18 protein-coding genes and 2 pseudogenes are annotated in these 17035 nt (G+C 45.3%); 9 read left to right on the forward strand and 11 right to left on the reverse strand.

The features are described 5' to 3' along the window. Position 1: 1 nt before the first annotated feature. Genes L3D27_RS03910 through L3D27_RS03920 form a run of 3 tightly spaced genes read right to left on the reverse strand, consistent with a single transcriptional unit; the run spans position 2 to position 1824 of the window. Complete coding sequence (locus L3D27_RS03910; protein ID WP_432481606.1) at positions 2-895, reverse strand: baseplate assembly protein; 894 nt, start codon at positions 893-895, stop codon at positions 2-4. Between the two features lie 15 nt (positions 896-910). Continuing rightward, the gene (locus L3D27_RS03915) at positions 911-1249 is read right to left on the reverse strand and encodes a GPW/gp25 family protein (RefSeq protein WP_373627429.1); all 339 of its coding nucleotides are present in this window, start codon (positions 1247-1249) and stop codon (positions 911-913) included. Continuing rightward, a complete protein-coding gene (locus L3D27_RS03920; RefSeq protein WP_432481607.1) occupies positions 1249-1824 on the reverse strand; it encodes a phage baseplate assembly protein V in 576 nt (191 codons plus the stop codon). The genes L3D27_RS03915 and L3D27_RS03920 overlap by 1 nt, the downstream gene beginning before the upstream one ends. A gap of 167 nt (positions 1825-1991) precedes the next feature. Here L3D27_RS03920 and L3D27_RS03925 point away from each other — a divergent pair. The 4 genes and pseudogenes from L3D27_RS03925 to L3D27_RS03940 all read left to right on the forward strand — a co-directional run bounded on the left by L3D27_RS03925 (position 1992) and on the right by L3D27_RS03940 (position 4170). Then, positions 1992-3158, forward strand: a pseudogene (locus L3D27_RS03925) (phage tail sheath protein). Between the two features lie 42 nt (positions 3159-3200). After that, positions 3201-3716: a phage major tail tube protein gene (locus L3D27_RS03930; protein ID WP_432481608.1), complete on the forward strand. Its 516-nt coding sequence runs from the start codon at positions 3201-3203 to the stop codon at positions 3714-3716. A gap of 41 nt (positions 3717-3757) precedes the next feature. Beyond that, positions 3758-4045, forward strand: coding sequence for a phage tail assembly protein (locus L3D27_RS03935; RefSeq protein ID WP_432481609.1), 288 nt, complete (start codon positions 3758-3760; stop codon positions 4043-4045). Positions 4046-4050: 5 nt separating this feature from the next. Then, on the forward strand, positions 4051-4170 hold the full coding sequence (locus L3D27_RS03940) for a GpE family phage tail protein (protein ID WP_373627403.1): 120 nt from the start codon (positions 4051-4053) through the stop codon (positions 4168-4170). A gap of 45 nt (positions 4171-4215) precedes the next feature. Here the strand turns inward: L3D27_RS03940 and L3D27_RS03945 are convergent, their stop codons facing one another. Continuing rightward, positions 4216-4356, reverse strand: a complete 141-nt coding sequence (locus L3D27_RS03945) for a hypothetical protein (protein WP_373627402.1) — start codon at positions 4354-4356, stop codon at positions 4216-4218. Positions 4357-4387: 31 nt separating this feature from the next. Here L3D27_RS03945 and L3D27_RS03950 point away from each other — a divergent pair, with 31 nt between their 5' ends. The 4 genes from L3D27_RS03950 to L3D27_RS03965 are packed head-to-tail and all read left to right on the forward strand — an operon-like array spanning position 4388 to position 8937. Continuing rightward, on the forward strand, positions 4388-7648 hold the full coding sequence (locus tag L3D27_RS03950; RefSeq protein WP_432481610.1) for a phage tail tape measure protein: 3261 nt from the start codon (positions 4388-4390) through the stop codon (positions 7646-7648). Then, positions 7530-8273 carry a hypothetical protein gene (locus L3D27_RS03955; RefSeq protein ID WP_432481611.1) on the forward strand — a complete coding sequence of 248 codons (744 nt, stop codon included), beginning with the start codon at positions 7530-7532 and terminating at the stop codon, positions 8271-8273. Before L3D27_RS03950 ends, L3D27_RS03955 begins: the two co-directional genes overlap by 119 nt. Positions 8274-8287: 14 nt before the next feature. Beyond that, a complete protein-coding gene (locus tag L3D27_RS03960; RefSeq protein ID WP_432481612.1) occupies positions 8288-8779 on the forward strand; it encodes a phage tail protein in 492 nt (163 codons plus the stop codon). Then, positions 8776-8937 (forward strand): hypothetical protein, encoded by a 162-nt coding sequence (locus L3D27_RS03965; protein ID WP_432481613.1) that lies wholly within the window; start codon positions 8776-8778, stop codon positions 8935-8937. The genes L3D27_RS03960 and L3D27_RS03965 overlap by 4 nt, the downstream gene beginning before the upstream one ends. A gap of 126 nt (positions 8938-9063) precedes the next feature. Here the strand turns inward: L3D27_RS03965 and rpmG are convergent, their stop codons facing one another. From rpmG to alaS, 6 genes and pseudogenes are all read right to left on the reverse strand, one after another. Beyond that, the gene (rpmG, locus tag L3D27_RS03970; protein ID WP_003659281.1) at positions 9064-9219 is read right to left on the reverse strand and encodes a 50S ribosomal protein L33; all 156 of its coding nucleotides are present in this window, start codon (positions 9217-9219) and stop codon (positions 9064-9066) included. A gap of 39 nt (positions 9220-9258) precedes the next feature. Continuing rightward, positions 9259-9495 (reverse strand): 50S ribosomal protein L28, encoded by a 237-nt coding sequence (gene rpmB / locus L3D27_RS03975; protein WP_432481614.1) that lies wholly within the window; start codon positions 9493-9495, stop codon positions 9259-9261. Positions 9496-9761: 266 nt separating this feature from the next. Beyond that, a complete protein-coding gene (locus L3D27_RS03980; protein ID WP_284674306.1) occupies positions 9762-10100 on the reverse strand; it encodes a HopJ type III effector protein in 339 nt (112 codons plus the stop codon). Between the two features lie 141 nt (positions 10101-10241). Continuing rightward, positions 10242-10409: pseudogene (csrA, locus tag L3D27_RS03985) on the reverse strand (carbon storage regulator CsrA); the annotation flags it as partial. Between the two features lie 193 nt (positions 10410-10602). Further along, positions 10603-11889 (reverse strand): aspartate kinase, encoded by a 1287-nt coding sequence (locus L3D27_RS03990; protein WP_284674307.1) that lies wholly within the window; start codon positions 11887-11889, stop codon positions 10603-10605. 262 nt (positions 11890-12151) lie between these two features. Further along, positions 12152-14815, reverse strand: a complete 2664-nt coding sequence (gene alaS / locus L3D27_RS03995; RefSeq protein ID WP_432481615.1) for an alanine--tRNA ligase — start codon at positions 14813-14815, stop codon at positions 12152-12154. Between the two features lie 304 nt (positions 14816-15119). Here alaS and L3D27_RS04000 point away from each other — a divergent pair, with 304 nt between their 5' ends. Further along, positions 15120-15332, forward strand: a complete 213-nt coding sequence (locus L3D27_RS04000) for a hypothetical protein (protein WP_432481616.1) — start codon at positions 15120-15122, stop codon at positions 15330-15332. A 194-nt stretch (positions 15333-15526) separates the two neighbouring features. Here L3D27_RS04000 and purB read toward each other — a convergent pair whose 3' ends face one another. Continuing rightward, positions 15527-16915 carry an adenylosuccinate lyase gene (gene purB / locus L3D27_RS04005; RefSeq protein ID WP_432481617.1) on the reverse strand — a complete coding sequence of 463 codons (1389 nt, stop codon included), beginning with the start codon at positions 16913-16915 and terminating at the stop codon, positions 15527-15529. Positions 16916-17035: the final 120 nt, after the last annotated feature.

The following is a 17035-nucleotide window of genomic DNA, read 5'->3' on the forward strand; positions in this document are numbered from 1 at the left end:
ATCACTCCACGCCCCCAATGGTGATATTAATGTTCGTGCAGTAGCCTGCTTGTGATGCATCTAAGATGATGTCCGTGCGTGGCTCGATAAGCTCAACACGAGACACGCCGTCAATGTGTAGGCAAGCATAGAGTGCCGACAGACGCACCGAGCGACCCAGTCTATTATTGTCTTTGGTGTAGTCGCTGATGCGTTGGGTGGCATTGGCAAGCAGGGTGGCGGCTTCTGGGTCTTTGCCGATGTAAAGTTTGGCACGGATTTGGTAATTGGTGATGCGAGCAGACTGTACGGTAACACGGTCAGCAATAGGGCGGACGCTCTCAGCATTGACTGCTTTTGTTACGATGTCCAAAAGCTCTCTCGATGCTTCGCCTGTCTCACTATCGCCTTGTAAAATGGTGATATTCACTACCGCAGGGGATGGACTAACCACTGAGACATTAGCGACACGACCATCGGCAGATAAGCAATGATATTTGTACGCCGATTCAGGACCTGCCACACTCAGACGGTCAAAGGCTCGCTGCACACGCAGCCGAAACACATCATCGGATTCATAGACTGCTGGAGTGTCTTTGGTGGCAGGAGTGGCGATGAGTCGCTTGACATTGAAATTAGCAGCGATGTGGTCTAGGTCGGAGCCTGTGGCGTAGGCGAGTAGACACGCACGAGCAGCGGTGTTGATGCGACTTCGTAACACCAGTTCACGATAGGCGTTTTCTTCAACGAACTTGGTCAAAGGTTCTGACTCTCTGTCTAAGATGGCACGGATGCCGTCCTGCTCATCAATATTAAAGCGTGAGATGAGAGCTGCCTTTCTGTCTGCCAAAATCGCTTCATGGTTAAGACTTTCTATCATCTGAGGTTGTGCTAACCTACTAAAATCTATACTCATAATTACCTCTTTATGTCATCCAATCAAAGATACATTCACATCAAGCGTCGTATCAATGCTGATATCTGCCAAATGGCTGTCTAGCCGAATGTCAAGCACGCCATGCGTAATATACTCAATCTCGATACTCTCGATGATGATGCGATCTTCCCACCGCAATAAGGCACTATAAATCGCTGAATACGCTTGTAAAATCAGTACATCATCAATCGGTCTATCCGCCAAATCAGGCAGTAGCGAGCCATACTCACGACGCATGACGCGACTGCCAATAGGTGTGGTCAAGATGTCAGCGATGGATTGGCTGATACTTTGTATGTAGTCCAGCTGCGTGCCATCATCTCTACTGATCATCACATTGCTCCTGATGTCATCGCACCATCACCTTGCTCACGGTGCTTGTGTTTTTGTAGGCTAATACTGCCTGCCACAACATCGCCTGTGGCTTCAATTGAGCCATTGACTTTGGTGTCGCCATTGATAGTTACTCCACCAGATGCGTTAATCGTCGCACCATCCTTAGCATTGATGGTGATGCCACCATCTGCACTGATGGTTGCCGTGCCACCTGCGGGCAAAATCGCTGATAAAGCGTGTGCCTGTGTGTCATAGGTGATGGTACAGCCATCTTCGAAGTGCCTAGTTTTAACACTGGCTGATTGGCTGGGTGCTGGTCTGTCGTCATGATATACCCCCATCAGTACTACCGCCTGCATCATCTCGCCACTGGGGGCAAAGACAAGCACCTGCTCGCCGACAGTAGGAGCATCCCAGGTGGTGTCTGTGCCTGCTCTGGTGGTCAGCCACGGCAGTGGGGCAGTTATGATACCGACACAGTCCACCACACATCTGGCGGTAGTGTGGTCGACACTTGCTACTGTGCCGATACGGATGAGATTTTCTAGTCGTCTGATGATGTCGTAAGTCATGGCAAATTCATTAAAAATTTTGCTCTATCTTACCCATCTGATGGGTGGATGTGGGGTATGGCGTGTTGTAGATGGGGGATTTACAACATAAGTGGCAGGATTTTTTGGGCGTGGGCGGTTATGCTAGGGGTGTTTTTGATTTTATGTCTTACTCAATAGGAGTTTATATGTCTGACTATCATCATGGTGTCAAGGTACTGGAGCTTAGCGGTGGCACTAGACCCATTCGTACTGTCTCAACCGCTGTCATTGGTCTTGTTGCTACCGCTCAAGATGCCGATGCGGTATTTTTCCCCGAAAACAAGCCTGTACTCATTACTAGTGTCCAAGCCGCCATTAGTAAGGCAGGCAAAGAAGGTACTCTGGCAAAAGCACTTCAAGCAATCGCCGAGCAAACCAATGCGGTAACGGTGGTGGTGCGTGTTCCTACTAAATCAGATGAATCAGAACAGGCGACATCTATCATCGGTGCGACTGATGATGGCATATACACGGGCATGAAAGCTCTGCTGACCGCAGAAGCCAAATTGGGTGTTAAACCACGCATTCTAGGGGCACCGGGGTTAGATACACCTGCGGTGGCGACTGCGTTGGTGGCACTGGCTCAGCAACTTAGAGCCTTTGCCTATGTGTCGGCACACGGAGCAAACACCAAAGAAGAAGCCAAAGCCTACCGAGATACGCTTGGTGGTCGTGAAGTGATGGTCATCTGGCCCAACTTCTTGGCATAGGACACCAAGACCAATGCCAATGTGTCCGCCCCTGCGGTAGCGTATGCTCTGGGGCTGCGAGCCAAGATTGACCAAGAGCAGGGCTGGCATAAGACCATCTCGAATGTGCCTGTCAATAGTGTAACAGGCATTGATAAAGATGTATTTTGGCAGCTGCAATCATCAGCTACAGACGCAGGTTATCTCAATGAAAACGAAGTTACTACACTCATCGGACGAGATGGCTTTCGTTTTTGGGGGTCTCGTACTTGTACTGCTGACCCACTGTTTGCTTTTGAGAACTACACTCGCACCGCACAAGTGCTGGCAGATACCATCGCAGAATCACACCTGTGGGCGGTGGATAAGCCACTACACCCAAGTCTGATTCGAGACATCATTGAGGGCATCAATGCCAAATTCCGTGACCTAAAAGCTCAGGGCTACATCATCGATGGTCAGTGCTGGTATGACCCAGAGCTTAACAGCAAAGAGACCTTAAAAGACGGTCAGCTGCAAATTGACTATGACTACACACCCGTACCACCACTAGAAAACCTAACCTTGCGTCAGCGTATCACTGACAGCTATTTGGCGGATTTTGCAGGTCGTGTAAACGCTTAAAACGCAAATTGGTAAATTTGATGACATTATTTAGGAGCTAATATGGCACTACCAAAAAAATTAAAGATGATGAACCTGTTTAATGAAGGTAATAGCTACCTTGGTCAGACAGGCGAGGTTACTTTGCCAAAACTTGGACGCAAGTTTGAGGATTGGCGTGGCGGCGGCATGAATGGTGCTGTGAAGGTGGATTTGGGCTTATCAGACGACATCAGTGAGCTGGAATGGAAACTCGGTGGCATTGATAAACTTGTCCTTGAACAGTTTGGCACTCAGACGGTCGCAGGTGTGGGCTTGCGTTTTGCAGGCTCTTATCAGCAGGACGATACAGGTGAGACCACGGCGGTGGAGATTGTCGTGCGTGGTCGCCACGAAGAGATTGATTTGGGTTCGGCGCAGTCTGGCGAAGATACCGAAGTTACCATCAAGACCATCTGGAGCTATTATAAGCTCGTCATCGATGGCAAGGTAGTCATTGAAATTGACATCCCAAACATGGTCGAAATGGTAAACGGCAAAGACATGCTGGCAGAACATCGTAAAAATATCGGTGCTTAATTTTTTATCATACTTTTTAATCACACAAGGAAACAAACCCTATGAGTAACACCAAACAAATCACCCTAACCCACGGCGTCAAGCTGGGCGACAATACCATCACCGACATCACGGTAAATAAAGCCTTTGTCAGCCACCTAAAAGGCATCAGCCTAACCAAGCTGTTCAACATGGAAACCGAAGAGCTGCTTCGGCTCATTCCACGAGTAACCACACCAAGCATTCCGCAGCCAGCACTAGAACGCATGGAGATTGCTGATTTTACCTATCTGGTGGGTGAAGTGGTTGGTTTTTTGGCGGCGGACAGCACGGCTACCCAAGACGAGTAGAAGAAGTGGTCGCCAATCTGGCAGTGGTGTTCGGCTGGACGCTTGCCGATTGTGCTGATTTTACCATCGATGAGCTGATGGATTGGAATGCTTTGGCGATAGAACGCCATCAGCCAGCGATATAAAAAAAGCCCCGCCGATTGGTGGGGCTTTTTGTAATGTCTGATGATTTACATCTCAAAGAGTGCAAGCAGACCATACCAAAAGATTGGAAATAGGATAATGCCAACAACAAGCATCCCAATGAGAGCGATGGTAAAACGAAGAATACCAAGAAATATCTCAACTAAAATCATACTGTTGTCCTGCATATTTATTTATCTTAGCGAAGGTTAAGCTATTATGAGTGTTTTATTTTTAAATGTCAATATCAAAGGCAATGACCAGCTAAGCAATGCCTTGGACAAGATGAATAATGCCGCCAAAAAACTCAATGATGGCATCAAAGACACCCAAAAGCATTTGGCATCTTTGAGCAAAATGCAATTAAAAGTCAGTAGTTTTGAAAAGCTAAAACAAGAAACCAGCGACGCCCAAAAAAAGCTAGAAAGCTACAAAAAAACCGCCGAAGCCCTAAAACAGCAGCTGGCAGCAGGCGGAAAAAATCCAGAGCTTACCAATCAGCTTAAGACCATCGAAAAAGAAGCTAAAAAACTTCAAGGTACTGTTGATAAAAATACACCAGCTCTAAAAAAAATGCGTCAAGAGCTTAATAATGCTGGTTTGAGTGGCATGAGCATGGCAGATGCTCAGCGTAAACTTAAAGAAGATATTGAGGCGACCACCACTGCCATCAGTAAACAGCAAACACAGCTAGAGAAATTTAATAAAGCCCAAGATCACTATGACAAGATGAAAGGCATCAGCAATAAGGCAGCTGGTGTGGCAGGATGGACATCAAAGGCACTTATTACTGGTGGTTCCGCCCTAGCAATACCTGTCAAAATCGCTATAGATGCCGAAAAATCTATGGCAGATGTTGCCAAAGTTGTTGATGGTTTAAAGGTTGATGGCAAAGTCACCCAAGAATATCATCAGTTTGAAGCACAGCTTACCCAGATGTCAAATCGGCTGGGTAAGAGTTTTGGGGATTTGGCAGCCATCATGGCAGGTGGTGCTCAAGGTGGTATTGCCAAAACAGAGCTTTTGGCATTCACCGAAGCAGCGACTAAAATTTCTATCGCTTGGGACATGACGGCATCTGATGTGGGGCAAGCACTCGCTGAACTTCGCTCTACTTTAAAGATGTCTCAAAGCGAAGTGCAGGGGCTGGCGGATCAAATCAACTATCTGGGCAACAACTCTACCAATAACGCCAAATATATCCTAGAAGTGGTGCAATATTCAGGTTCGGTGGGTGCGGCGGCAGGTGTTGCAGGCGAACAAATTGCAGCGATGGCAGCGAGTCTGTCAGGCATTGACGCATCAAGTGCCAGTACAGGCATCAAGAATATCATCAAATCGCTCACCAAGGGCAAATCCGCTACTAAAAGCCAACAAAAAGCATGGCAAGAGCTGGGGACGACTGCCGAGCAGATGGCGGTGGAGATGCTCAAAGATCCACAAAAAGCCATTGAAAATTATCTACAAATGCTCGGCAAATTGCCAGAAGAGCAGCGTTTGGCATTTGCTGCCATGATTAGTGGCGATGAAGCTCTGCCAGTGCTATCGCAAATGATGAACGATCCCACCAAGTTTTCTCAATACGCCGCTGATATTAAGGATAAAAATAAGGTTGGCGGTTCGGTCGATGAGGAATACAATTCAGCCACATCAACAACCGCTCATCAGCTTGAGAGAGCCAAAGTTAAGCTACAAAATTTCGGCAAGGATTTTGGTAAGTATTTATTGCCTGTGGTGGGCAAGATTGCCGATGGCTTTTCTGCCATCTTAGATAGGGTGAGTGCGTGGATGACAGCAAACCCACAGCTTGCCAAATATCTGGCGATGGCAGCGGTGGGGGTGATGGCGATTTTGGCAGGTGTTACAGCGGTGGCTGGGGCGATGGCATTATTGGTTATGCCATTTGCTTGGCTAAATTTGATGATTGCCAAAGCGTCTTTTGGTGCGTTGAGTTTGGGCGGTATTTTTAAGGGTTTATTAAGCCCTGTGTCATCACTCAAAACCGCCTTTGGGGCAATCAAAACATTTGCTGTTGGCAGCTTTGGCAAGCTTGTGGCATTGCTTGCAAAATTTAGCTCGCTGTTTGGCACGCTAGCCAAATCCTTGCTACGCTTCGGCGGTCTGCTCGGTAGGCTGGTGGTTTGGCTAAACCCTTTAAAGCTCCTACCAGCGATGATAGCAGGGGCGAAGACGGCGTTTATCATGCTAAAAGCGGCAGCGATGGTAGCGGTAGGTGGTATTAAGGCGTTTGGCGTGGCACTACTGACCAATCCCATCACATGGGCGGTGGCAGCGATTGCAGGATTGGCATTTGTCATCTATAAATACTGGAATCCGATTAAGGCGTTCCTTGCTGGTGTATGGGATGGCATCAAAACTAAAGCAGCACCGCTCATTTCGGCATTTAATGAGATTGGTAGTGCCATATCGCCTGTGATTGATTGGTTTAAAAATTTATTTAGCATCACGCAAGTGGGCGAAGGTCGTGCCAGAAGTCTGGGGCAGGCATTTGGCAGCGGCTTGGTAGCGGTATTTAATGCCGTAACCACACCCATCCAAACCACATGGCGACTGCTTAAATGGCTGTGGGATAGTATTTCTGGGCTATTTAGTGGTCAGATTAGCGTTGGCGATATTTTTGCCGATTTGTGGGCAAAATTTGACGGTGCGGTCGCCAAAATCAAAGAGTGGAAGGATAAAGCCGCTAAGCTGTGGGATGATTTTTGGGGTGTGTTTAAATCCAAGCAATCAGAAACAGGCACGGCAGGGGGTACGGCTGGCGTCGATGGCGGTGGCTTTTGGTCGTCTTTGGCGAATGGTTTTGAGACCGCCAAAAACACCATCAGCGAAAAAGCAGGCGGCATATGGGAGTCTGCCAAAGCCAAATTTGACACCGCCAAAACCACACTATCTACCAAAGCGGGCGAAATCTGGTCATCGGTCACCAATGTGATTAGCGGTAGCAGCGGTGCTGACATCGGCATAACCATCAACGCTAAGGTGCAAGCCATCTTGATAGCGATTGCCACAGCGGCTGCGACTATCTCTGCTACCTTTATTGGTCTGATTGGTGTGGTGAGTGCCAGCGTCATTGGCATCATTACGGTGATTGGGTCGGCATTTGCCAGCATTCCTGTGATTGTCGCTGCGGCGATGGCTGGGGTGCCTGCCGTCTTTGCCGCATCTTTAAGTACGCTACCTGCGATTACCGCCAGTGTGTTTTCAGCCCTTGCGGTGGCGGTCGGTGCTGGCATGGCGGTCATGGCGACCGTCGTGAGTGCCAGAATGATGGCGGTCGTGAATGTCATACGAGCTGGCTTTGCTCGCATTCGGCAAGTAGTGGCGACAGCTTGGCTCTGCGATGAGCGGCAATCCGATTTTGGCAAAAATTCAAGCCGCCATGAATGCGATTCTTGCCTACCTAAACGGCATCAAGGGGAGATTTTTTGCCATCGGTGCCGACATTGTGGACGGACTTGACGCTGGCATGAACTCACGGCTTGGCGTGCTTCGTAAGACGGCAGCTCAGATGGCAGCGGTGGTCGAAGACGCATCAAGAAAGCGACTAGACACGCACAGCCCCAGCCGTGTAATGATGGCGGTGGGTCGTAATGTGGTGGCAGGTCTTGATGTGGGCATGGGTAGACGCTTTGTGCCGATGTTGAAGAACTTTCGGGCGAATGTTGGGCGACTGGCAAGCCCTGAGAATGTCGCACGAATCACTAAGGCGATGGATGGCATCGGTAGGGCGACAGGTTCGGACGATGTGGCAGGCGACTTGGTTCGTATGGTTGCCCCTGCACTTGGCAAGAATCACCTGCTTGGCCATCTGCTAGACATCAGTGTGTCAGGACTCAGTGCCTACGCCAAATATCAGACCACCCCCACTCCAAAGCCTGTCAGCATTAAGCCTGTGTCATCAGCCCCCGCAATGATGGCAAACGCAGTCAGCAGCCAGAGCATGAACACAACGAGTAACTTCACCATTCATATTCACGCAGATAAGGGCATGGACGAACGCAGCCTTGCCCAAAAGGTGCGAGCCGAGCTAGAACGCTATGAGCAGACCAAAGCCGCTCGCTACCGTGCCAGATTGACCGATTAATAGGAGATGATACCATGATGATGATTCTGGGTATGTTTGTATTTCGCATCAGCACCGCCGCTTATCAGTCGCTTGTCCAAAAGACCGAGTGGCGACACGAGAGCAGTAGCCGTGTTGGGGCGATGCCAGCTTATCAGTTCGTGGGGCGTGGTGAGAACACCATCACGCTTGAAGGGGTGATTGTCCCTGAGTTTGGTAATCAAAAGTCCTTGGTAAAACTTGCCGAGATGGCAGACAAAGGCAAGGCATATCCGATGATATGTGGCAACGGTAGGGTATGGGGTCAGTATGTGATTAAGTCGGTTAATGAGACGCATACGGTCTTTTTTAAAAATGGCTTGGCAAGAAAGGTGGCATTTAGCATTGAACTTATCCAAATCACCACCCCGCAGGTACTCAAAAACAACGCCCTAAAAGCCGCAGGCAAAGCGTCTCTTGACACCGCTGCCGCCTATGGCATCGACACCAGCCCCATCACGGGCATCATGAATGCAGGGGGTGCATGATGAATGAGCGTATCACTGCCCTAACCAGACAGGGCAAAACCGTCCTATATGCAGGGGCAACCACCCTAAACCTATTCATCGACGACATGGCACGCACCTTGGAGCGAGCTTACCCACAGCTCATAGGTGCTACAATTAGCCTATTAGTGATGGTTTGATTTTTGATGGCAAGTGGGGTGAGTAGGGGGTGTGTCATGGTTTGGAACTGTTATCATAAAGCCAATAAAAAAGATGAGAAAAAGACCACCATGTGGTGGTCTTTTGCGGTTCTTAAAAGCAAATCATTACTTGATTTTGGCTTCTTTGAACAGTACATGCTGGCGAATTTTTGGATCAAATTTTTTGATTTCCATTTTACCAGGCATGGTACGCTTATTTTTGGTGGTGGTATAGAAATAACCAGTACCAGCAGTAGAAACTAGTTTAATTTTATCTCTCATGTTCGTATCCTCTTATGAATCTAAATAAAAAATCTACAATTAGATTTTTTGACCTTGTGCGCGTAGGTCAGCAAGCACTTTATCAATGCCGTACTTGTCAATGATACGCATACCTTTAGATGATACACGAAGGCGTACGAAACGATTTTCAGACTCTACCCAAAAACGATGATTGTGCAGATTTGGTAGAAAGCGACGACGGGTTTTGTTATTTGCGTGTGATACATTGTTACCCACTAGCGGGCGCTTTCCAGTCACTTGACATACTCGAGACATGGTGAACTCCTAATAATATGTGGCACGGATATTGAGCGGTATCGGGTGTGCCGTTTGGACAAGGTGCCTTATAAATGGTATGGACATAGCACAGGTTTGACCAAACTTATAAAGTTACACCATTCTTTTTTGTTGTTAAAGGCGACAACAATCAAGAAATGGCAGAAAATTAAAGCCAAAATTATACAGAAAATTTACTGGTATTTCAAGTAAATTTCTAAGAATTTTAAATGATTTTGTGTTGATGTTTGCCCATCAGTCTACGATTAGCGTGGACTTAGTGCATTTTTTTCCAACCCAAAACCCTGCCAGCCATAGTGCATGAAGTTGCGAATATTGGCGTGGTCGCTACCTTCTGGAGTGGCAAGTACAGATTCATAGTGCTCTGCAAATAGTTTTAGGGTGTCAAGCTGATTTAGACCATGTAGCTTGGCAAGACTAAATACTTTGGCAGAACCTTCATTGGTTCTAGCAGGATTCATAACTTCTCCATTACGAAAATCAACAGGGGTGTAATGGTAATGGGCGTCAATAAAATTTAGCACATCAGCGAATTTAAACTCGCCAGTTTCAATGCTGTTTAGTAAAGATGAGATATTGCTCATGATGTCTCTTTTTATGAATTTTCACTCAAATCGTTCGTTGCTGACTGATTATAGCACTGATTAACGGTTGAAATAATCGTCATCGTCAAAAGATGGTGGGGCGAAGTTGCCTTGTTCTAGGTGGCTCATGTGTGCCTGCATAGAACGCTCATGTTGAATGCGTTGGTAGATTTCTTCACGATGAACCGCAATGTCTTTTGGGGCATTGACACCCAAGCGAACTTGATTGCCTTTAACACCAAGCACAGTAACGCTGACTTCATCGCCAATCATTAGAGTTTCGCCGACACGACGAGTTAGAATTAACATAGTATCGCTCCTTGCACGAAAAAAAGTTTAAATAAGTCAAAACACACTAAAAAATAAAAATACAAATTATAAAATACCCAAGTCGCTATTATAAAACGCCTTGGGTATTTTGTCAGCTGATTTTGCGATAAGTTATGTAAATATTCTTATCAGAAACCAAAACCGCTGTTGTAAAATCGCTGATGATGCAAAATTATAAGCCAGCGACTTTACTTTCACCATCTTCACGGTCAAGACCAAAGGCGGTATGCAAAGATTTTACAGCTTTTTCTAGATGTTGTTCTTGGATTAGGACAGATACCTTAATTTCAGAAGTTGAGATCATCTGCAGGTTGATATTTTGTGATGCCAAGGTTTCAAACATTTTGCTTGCCACGCCTGCATGAGAACGCATACCCACACCAACGATAGAGACTTTCACAACTTTGTCATCGCCGACAATCTGAGTAGCACCGATGTCGTCTTTAACTTTTTCTTCTAGGATTTTGATGGCTTTGTCATAATCGCCACGAGGTACGGTAAAGCTAAAGTCGGTTACGCCATTTTCTGCGATGTTTTGAATAATCATGTCCACTTCGATGTTTGCAGCACCGATAGGGCTTAAAATGGCAGAGGCAATACCTGGGCGGTCAGGCACGCCAAGTAGTGCAATTTTGGCTTCATCACGATTAAAGGCAATACCTGAAATTACAGCGCGTTCCATATCATCTCCTTCGTCAATGGTAATCAAAGTACCGACATTTTGTTTAAATTCTTCATCAAAAGCACCATCAGTGCCTTCATCAAAACTAGACAGTACACGAAGCGGTACTTTGTATTTACCTGCAAATTCTACCGAGCGAATTTGCAGCACTTTTGAGCCAAGCGATGCCATCTCTAGCATTTCTTCAAAGGTAATCTTATCTAGCTTTTTGGCTTTTGAGGTAACTCGTGGGTCGGTGGTGTAAACACCATCAACATCGGTGTAGATTTGGCATTCATCGGCACCGATGGCAGCAGCGATGGCAACGCCTGTGGTGTCTGAACCACCACGACCAAGTGTGGTTAAGTCGTTATGTTTATTTACACCCTGAAAACCTGCAACGATAAGAACTTTGCCATCTGCCAATTCTTGTTTTAGGTTGTCAGCGTCAATATGTTCAATGCGCGCTTTGGTATGGGTTTCATCTGTTTTAATGGCGACTTGACGACCTGTCATGGATTTGGCATCAACACCCAAGTCTTTTAGTGCCATAGCAAGTAGAGCGATAGAAACCTGCTCACCTGTGGCGACCATTTGGTCGTATTCTCGTGGGTCTGGGTCGTTGCTGATTTCTCGTGCCAGACCGATGAGACGGTTGGTCTCGCCACTCATGGCGGACACAACTACGACAACTTGATGACCGTGGTCATGCCAACGCTTGACACGAGCTGCGACATTCTTGATGCGACTGGTATTACCCATTGAAGTGCCGCCATATTTTTGTACGATTAACGCCATTGTGTTTACCTTTTGTTTAAAAAATGGTAGAAAACCCAAAGGTTGTAAATAAAAGTTCGCAGATTATAACTCAATTCATTGTTAAAATAAACTGATGAATTGATTATAAAAATCTATAAATACCCCAATAATTTGGAATATTTTGTAAATAATCCACCAGTGTGATTAAAAAGGCATGATTTTGCTTACTGTCTTATTGGCGTAAGCCATCATTTGTGATTGGCTTGCCAATATCATGCCTTTTCATGGTGGTATTGACTGCTTAGGATAGCTGTTCTGCCAATGTCGCTACCAAATTTGCTAATGCTTTATCCACACCATCGGCATTGTTTGCACCGCCTTGGGCGAAATCTGGCTTACCGCCACCTTTGCCATCAAGGGTTTCGCAAAGTGATTTGATGATGTCTCCTGCTTTAACTTTTGAGATTAAATCTTTAGAAACACTTGCGGTCAGTGCGACTTTACCGTTGGTAATGCTTGCTAGAATGGCGATACCATCGGATAGTTTTGATTTGATATCATCTGCCAAACCACGCAAAAACTTGGCATCTAGATTGTCTAGTTTAGCAATCAAAACAGGCGTGCCACCAATCATTTCAACCTTATCCATTAGGGATTTGGCTTCAAGATTTGCCAGTTTTTGTTCTAGGCGTTCAAGCTGTTTTTCAAGCTCACGGTTACGCTCACTAAGGCTACCAACTCGTACACCAATCTCATCACGCTTAGCCTTAAAATTGCTTGCTAAAGTAGCTAAAGTCTTTTCGCCTTGTTGCATATAATTGATTGCACCCATGCCAGTCAAGGCTTCAATGCGACGAACGCCTGCGGCAATACCGCCTTCTGAGACGATTTTAAACAGACCGATTTCTCCTGTATGTACAACATGAATACCGCCACACAGCTCAATAGAAAAGGGTGTTTTGTCGGCTTTTTCGCCCATAGTAAGCACACGCACGGTCTCGCCGTATTTTTCACCAAACAGTGCCATTGCTCCTTTTTGTAGAGCCTGCTCAATAGGCAAATGTTCAATCTGAACAGGGCTGTTTTTTTGAATTTGTTCATTAACCATGCGTTCGATGGTCAATAGGTCATCTTGACTGATTGGTTCATCATGTGAAAAGTCAAAACGCAATACCTCTGATGACATCAAAGAGCCTTTTTGGGCGACACCAGTACCTAATACGGTGCGTAGGGTGGCGTGTAGTAGGTGGGTTGCTGAGTGGTTTTTAGCAGATGCACGGCGAATGTCTTCGATGACTTGTGCATGGGCATTTTGGGTGTTTTTAATGGTCCCTATTTTTACTGTGCCATAGTGAATGATGGCAGCACCTGATTTTTTGGTGTTTTGCACTTCAAAGACGCCAGACTCGGTGCTGATTTCGCCAAGTTCGCCAACTTGACCGCCACCTTCGGCATAAAATGGTGTGGCAGAAAGCACAACAACACCTGCATCGCCTTCGTGTAGCTCAAAGATTTCTTTGCCTTCTTGATACAGTCCTATGATTTGACTGTTGTGTTCTGATGAAGTATAGCCAACAAAGTCGGTTGGGTTATCTACTTTGATGGCAGTGGTATAATCTAGGTCAAATTTGCCTGCATCACGAGCTCGAACACGCTGTTCTTGCATATGTGCTTCAAAACCTGCCTCATCAATATTGATGTCACGCTCACGGGCGATATCGGCGGTTAGGTCTGTTGGGAATCCATAAGTGTCATATAGTTTAAAGACGGTCTCGCCAGCCAATGTATCGCCAGTATTTAGGTTTTCTAGTTCGCCTGACAGCAGACGCAACCCTTGAGCCAAAGTTTTAGCAAATTGCTCTTCTTCTTTTAAAATAACTGATTCAATTTCAGTTTGTTTTTCAATAAGCTGTGGGTAGGCTTGCCCCATTTCTTTGGCAAGGAAAGCCACAAGTTTATGGAAGAATGCGTCTGTTGCACCCAATTTGTTGCCATGACGCACGGCACGACGAATGATACGACGCAACACATAGCCACGACCTTCATTGCTTGGACGAACGCCATCGGCAATAAGAAATGATACCGCACGAATGTGGTCGGCGATGACTTTAAATGATGGTTCATGGGTGCTATCCACACCGATGATGGCAGCGGCTGCATCCATCAGATTGACGAATAAATCAACTTCGTAGTTGCCATATTTGCCTTGTATGACTGAGCTGATTCTCTCAAGTCCCATGCCTGTATCAACCGATGGCTTTGGCAATGGCTCTAAAGTGCCATCTTTTTGGCGATTAAATTGCATGAATACGCAGTTCCATACCTCTACATAGCGATCGCCATCTTCTTCGGGTGTGCCAGGCAAACCACCTTCAATATGATCCCCATAATCATAAAAAATCTCTGAACAAGGACCGCAAGGACCAGTATCGCCCATCGCCCAAAAATTATCTGATTCGTACTGTTTGCCTTTATCGCCAATACGAATGATGCGTTCAGGGGCAAGCCCCACTTCTTGATGCCAGATATCAAAGGCTTCATCATCAGTGTGATACACGGTTACATATAGGCGTTCTTTGGGCAGGGCAAGCCATTGCTCTGAGGTCAAAAATTCCCAAGCGAACTTGATGGCATCTTTTTTGAAATAATCACCAAAGCTAAAATTGCCCAGCATTTCAAAAAAAGTGTGATGGCGGGCGGTGTAACCGACATTATCAAGGTCATTGTGCTTACCACCTGCACGCACGCATTTTTGTGAGCTGACGGCACGATGATAATCTCGTTTTTCAACCCCTAAAAAAGTATCTTTAAACTGATTCATACCTGCATTGGTGAATAGCAGGGTGGGGTCATTGTGCGGGATTAGGCTTGACGATGGGACTGGTGTGTGATTTTTGCTGGCAAAAAAATCAATGAATGCCTGACGAACTTCATGCAGCTGTAGAGTTTTAGTAAGATGACTCATAAAAATTCCTTAAAATCACATCACTGATGTGCTTTTTGCTAAAGATGCTAAATCATTTTTGTGAAAAGTTGATGATGCTTAAGTAAGACGAAACTTTAGGCAATCATAAATCGTTAATTTTATCATAAACTAACCCAAATAAAAGCAAATTTTCGTTAAATTGCCCGACTTTTTCGTTTAAGTATAAAAAATGGTAATATCACAAAAAAATTAGGGATTTTTTTAAAAACTACTTAATATTTATGCAAAAAAGATGTATAAATAACACAGTAGTTTTATTCCATAATTTATTTAGGGGTATATCATGAACATTCCATTACTCACCGCCATGTTTTCTATCGCCTTTACTGTTGCGGTAGGTATTTTGTTGATTATTGCTTTTGTTACAGGTTTTGATAGCACGCCTTATATTTTGGGTGCAGTTGTTATTGGTGCACTCATCAGCTTGCCCATTGCAGTGATTATTACCAAAAAGGTCAGTGCTTTGACTGGTGGTTCAAATCAGACTTCTGATTAAACTTTGCAGCCAAAAAAAATCTAAGCCAAAGACATCACTTGGTTTAGATATGAAATTTTGGTGCTTCTTATTGATTTTATTGGTACTGATACGCCATCGGCAGTTGGTTGGTGCTATAAATTAAAAGGCAGTGCGAGTACTGCCTTTTAATTTGATTGATTGGCAATGACTTTAAATAATCAATTACTTTTCAATTACTTTAAATGGTCTTTTAATTTTTTCGCCTGTTCATCAGCATTGCCGATATAGGTTGCAGGTATTAGGTTAGCTAAGCGTTTGCGGTCGGTTTCTGGTACGGCTTTTAATTCATCGCCATTCACAAAATCCGTCATCATCTGTCTTGTCATCGCCTGTCCACGAGTGAGAGCTTTTAGCTTCTCATAAGGCTTTTCTACATTGTAGCGACGCATGACTGTTTGGATTGGCTCTGCCAAGACTTCTTGGGCGTTGTCTAGGTCTTCTGCTAGGCGTTGTTCGTTAAGTTCTAATTTACCAATACCTTTTAGGCAGGCTTCAAAGGCGATTAAACTTTGAGCAAAACCTGTGCCCATATTACGCAGTACCGTGCTGTCAGTCAAGTCTCTTTGCCAGCGTGAGATGGGTAGTTTTTCGCCTAAGTGTGCAAGAATGGCATTAGCAAGACCCAAGTTGCCCTCGCTGTTTTCAAAGTCAATGGGATTGACTTTGTGGGGCATGGTTGAGCTACCTACTTCACCTTCTTTTAGTTTTTGTTTGAAATAGCCTAGTGAGATATAGCCCCACACATCACGGTTAAAGTCAATCAGAATGGTATTAAAACGGCGTAACCCATCAAATAATTCTGCCATATAATCATGCGGTTCAATCTGTGTGGTATATGGATTGAATGTCAAACCCAAACTTTCTACAAAATTTTGGCTGTGTTTTGCCCAGTCAATATTAGGATAGGCGGATAAATGAGCGTTATAGTTTCCTACCGCACCGTTAATCTTGCCAAGCAGTTCTACCGCTTTAAACTGCTTGATTTGGCGGTGCAGACGATAGGCGACATTCGCCATTTCTTTGCCAAGCGTTGTCGGACTGGCTGTCTGTCCGTGCGTGCGAGACAGCATTGGCACATGGCTATATTTATCCGCCAAATCTGCAATGTCATCAATAATCTTTTGCATGGATGCTACTAAAATATCACGACCTGATTTTAGCATCAAGGCGTGCGATAGATTGTTAATATCTTCTGATGTGCAAGCAAAATGAATAAACTCGCCTGCATTTTTTAATTCATAAATATCAGCAATTTGTTCTTTTAAAAAATATTCCACCGCTTTAACATCGTGATTGGTGGTGCGTTCTATTTCTTTGATGCGTTCGGCATTTTCTAATGAAAAATTATCAATAATGGCATCTAATTTGGCATTGGTGTCAGCAGAAAAAGGCTGAATTTCACCGACTTCTGGGTGATTGGCTAGAGCTTGTAACCAGCGGACTTCAACCGTAACACGAGCGTGCATTAAGCCAAATTCGGACAGATAAGGACGCAAGGTATCGCATTTGGACGCATAGCGACCGTCTAGGGGGGATAGGGCGGTTAGTTGATTGAGAGACACTTTTAAAATCCTTAAAAAAATGATGAGAATGATTAGATTGCAAATTTTGGATTATAACAAATTTTGTCGTTTTTAACCAGTTGCATTTTGATTGCAAGTCGTTGGGTATATGTAGATAAT

It is taken from the genome of Moraxella sp. ZY200743 (assembly GCF_050885545.1).
Classification (GTDB): domain Bacteria; phylum Pseudomonadota; class Gammaproteobacteria; order Pseudomonadales; family Moraxellaceae; genus Moraxella; species Moraxella haemolytica.

What these genes read in the sequence shown, in the direction of transcription:
- rpmG (WP_003659281.1), bottom strand. Translation starts at nt 9,219, where the DNA reads ATGAGAGATAAAATTAAACTAGTTTCTACTGCTGGTACTGGTTATTTC.
- L3D27_RS03960 (WP_432481612.1), top strand. Translation starts at nt 8,288, where the DNA reads ATGATGATGATTCTGGGTATGTTTGTATTTCGCATCAGCACCGCCGCT.
- L3D27_RS03955 (WP_432481611.1), top strand. Translation starts at nt 7,530, where the DNA reads ATGAGCGGCAATCCGATTTTGGCAAAAATTCAAGCCGCCATGAATGCG.
- rpmB (WP_432481614.1), bottom strand. Translation starts at nt 9,495, where the DNA reads ATGTCTCGAGTATGTCAAGTGACTGGAAAGCGCCCGCTAGTGGGTAAC.
- alaS (WP_432481615.1), bottom strand. Translation starts at nt 14,815, where the DNA reads ATGAGTCATCTTACTAAAACTCTACAGCTGCATGAAGTTCGTCAGGCA.
- L3D27_RS03980 (WP_284674306.1), bottom strand. Translation starts at nt 10,100, where the DNA reads ATGAGCAATATCTCATCTTTACTAAACAGCATTGAAACTGGCGAGTTT.
- L3D27_RS03990 (WP_284674307.1), bottom strand. Translation starts at nt 11,889, where the DNA reads ATGGCGTTAATCGTACAAAAATATGGCGGCACTTCAATGGGTAATACC.
- L3D27_RS03965 (WP_432481613.1), top strand. Translation starts at nt 8,776, where the DNA reads ATGATGAATGAGCGTATCACTGCCCTAACCAGACAGGGCAAAACCGTC.
- L3D27_RS03935 (WP_432481609.1), top strand. Translation starts at nt 3,758, where the DNA reads ATGAGTAACACCAAACAAATCACCCTAACCCACGGCGTCAAGCTGGGC.
- L3D27_RS03920 (WP_432481607.1), bottom strand. Translation starts at nt 1,824, where the DNA reads ATGACTTACGACATCATCAGACGACTAGAAAATCTCATCCGTATCGGC.
- L3D27_RS03950 (WP_432481610.1), top strand. Translation starts at nt 4,388, where the DNA reads ATGAGTGTTTTATTTTTAAATGTCAATATCAAAGGCAATGACCAGCTA.
- L3D27_RS03930 (WP_432481608.1), top strand. Translation starts at nt 3,201, where the DNA reads ATGGCACTACCAAAAAAATTAAAGATGATGAACCTGTTTAATGAAGGT.
- L3D27_RS04000 (WP_432481616.1), top strand. Translation starts at nt 15,120, where the DNA reads ATGAACATTCCATTACTCACCGCCATGTTTTCTATCGCCTTTACTGTT.
- L3D27_RS03945 (WP_373627402.1), bottom strand. Translation starts at nt 4,356, where the DNA reads ATGCAGGACAACAGTATGATTTTAGTTGAGATATTTCTTGGTATTCTT.
- L3D27_RS03910 (WP_432481606.1), bottom strand. Translation starts at nt 895, where the DNA reads ATGAGTATAGATTTTAGTAGGTTAGCACAACCTCAGATGATAGAAAGT.
- L3D27_RS03915 (WP_373627429.1), bottom strand. Translation starts at nt 1,249, where the DNA reads ATGATCAGTAGAGATGATGGCACGCAGCTGGACTACATACAAAGTATC.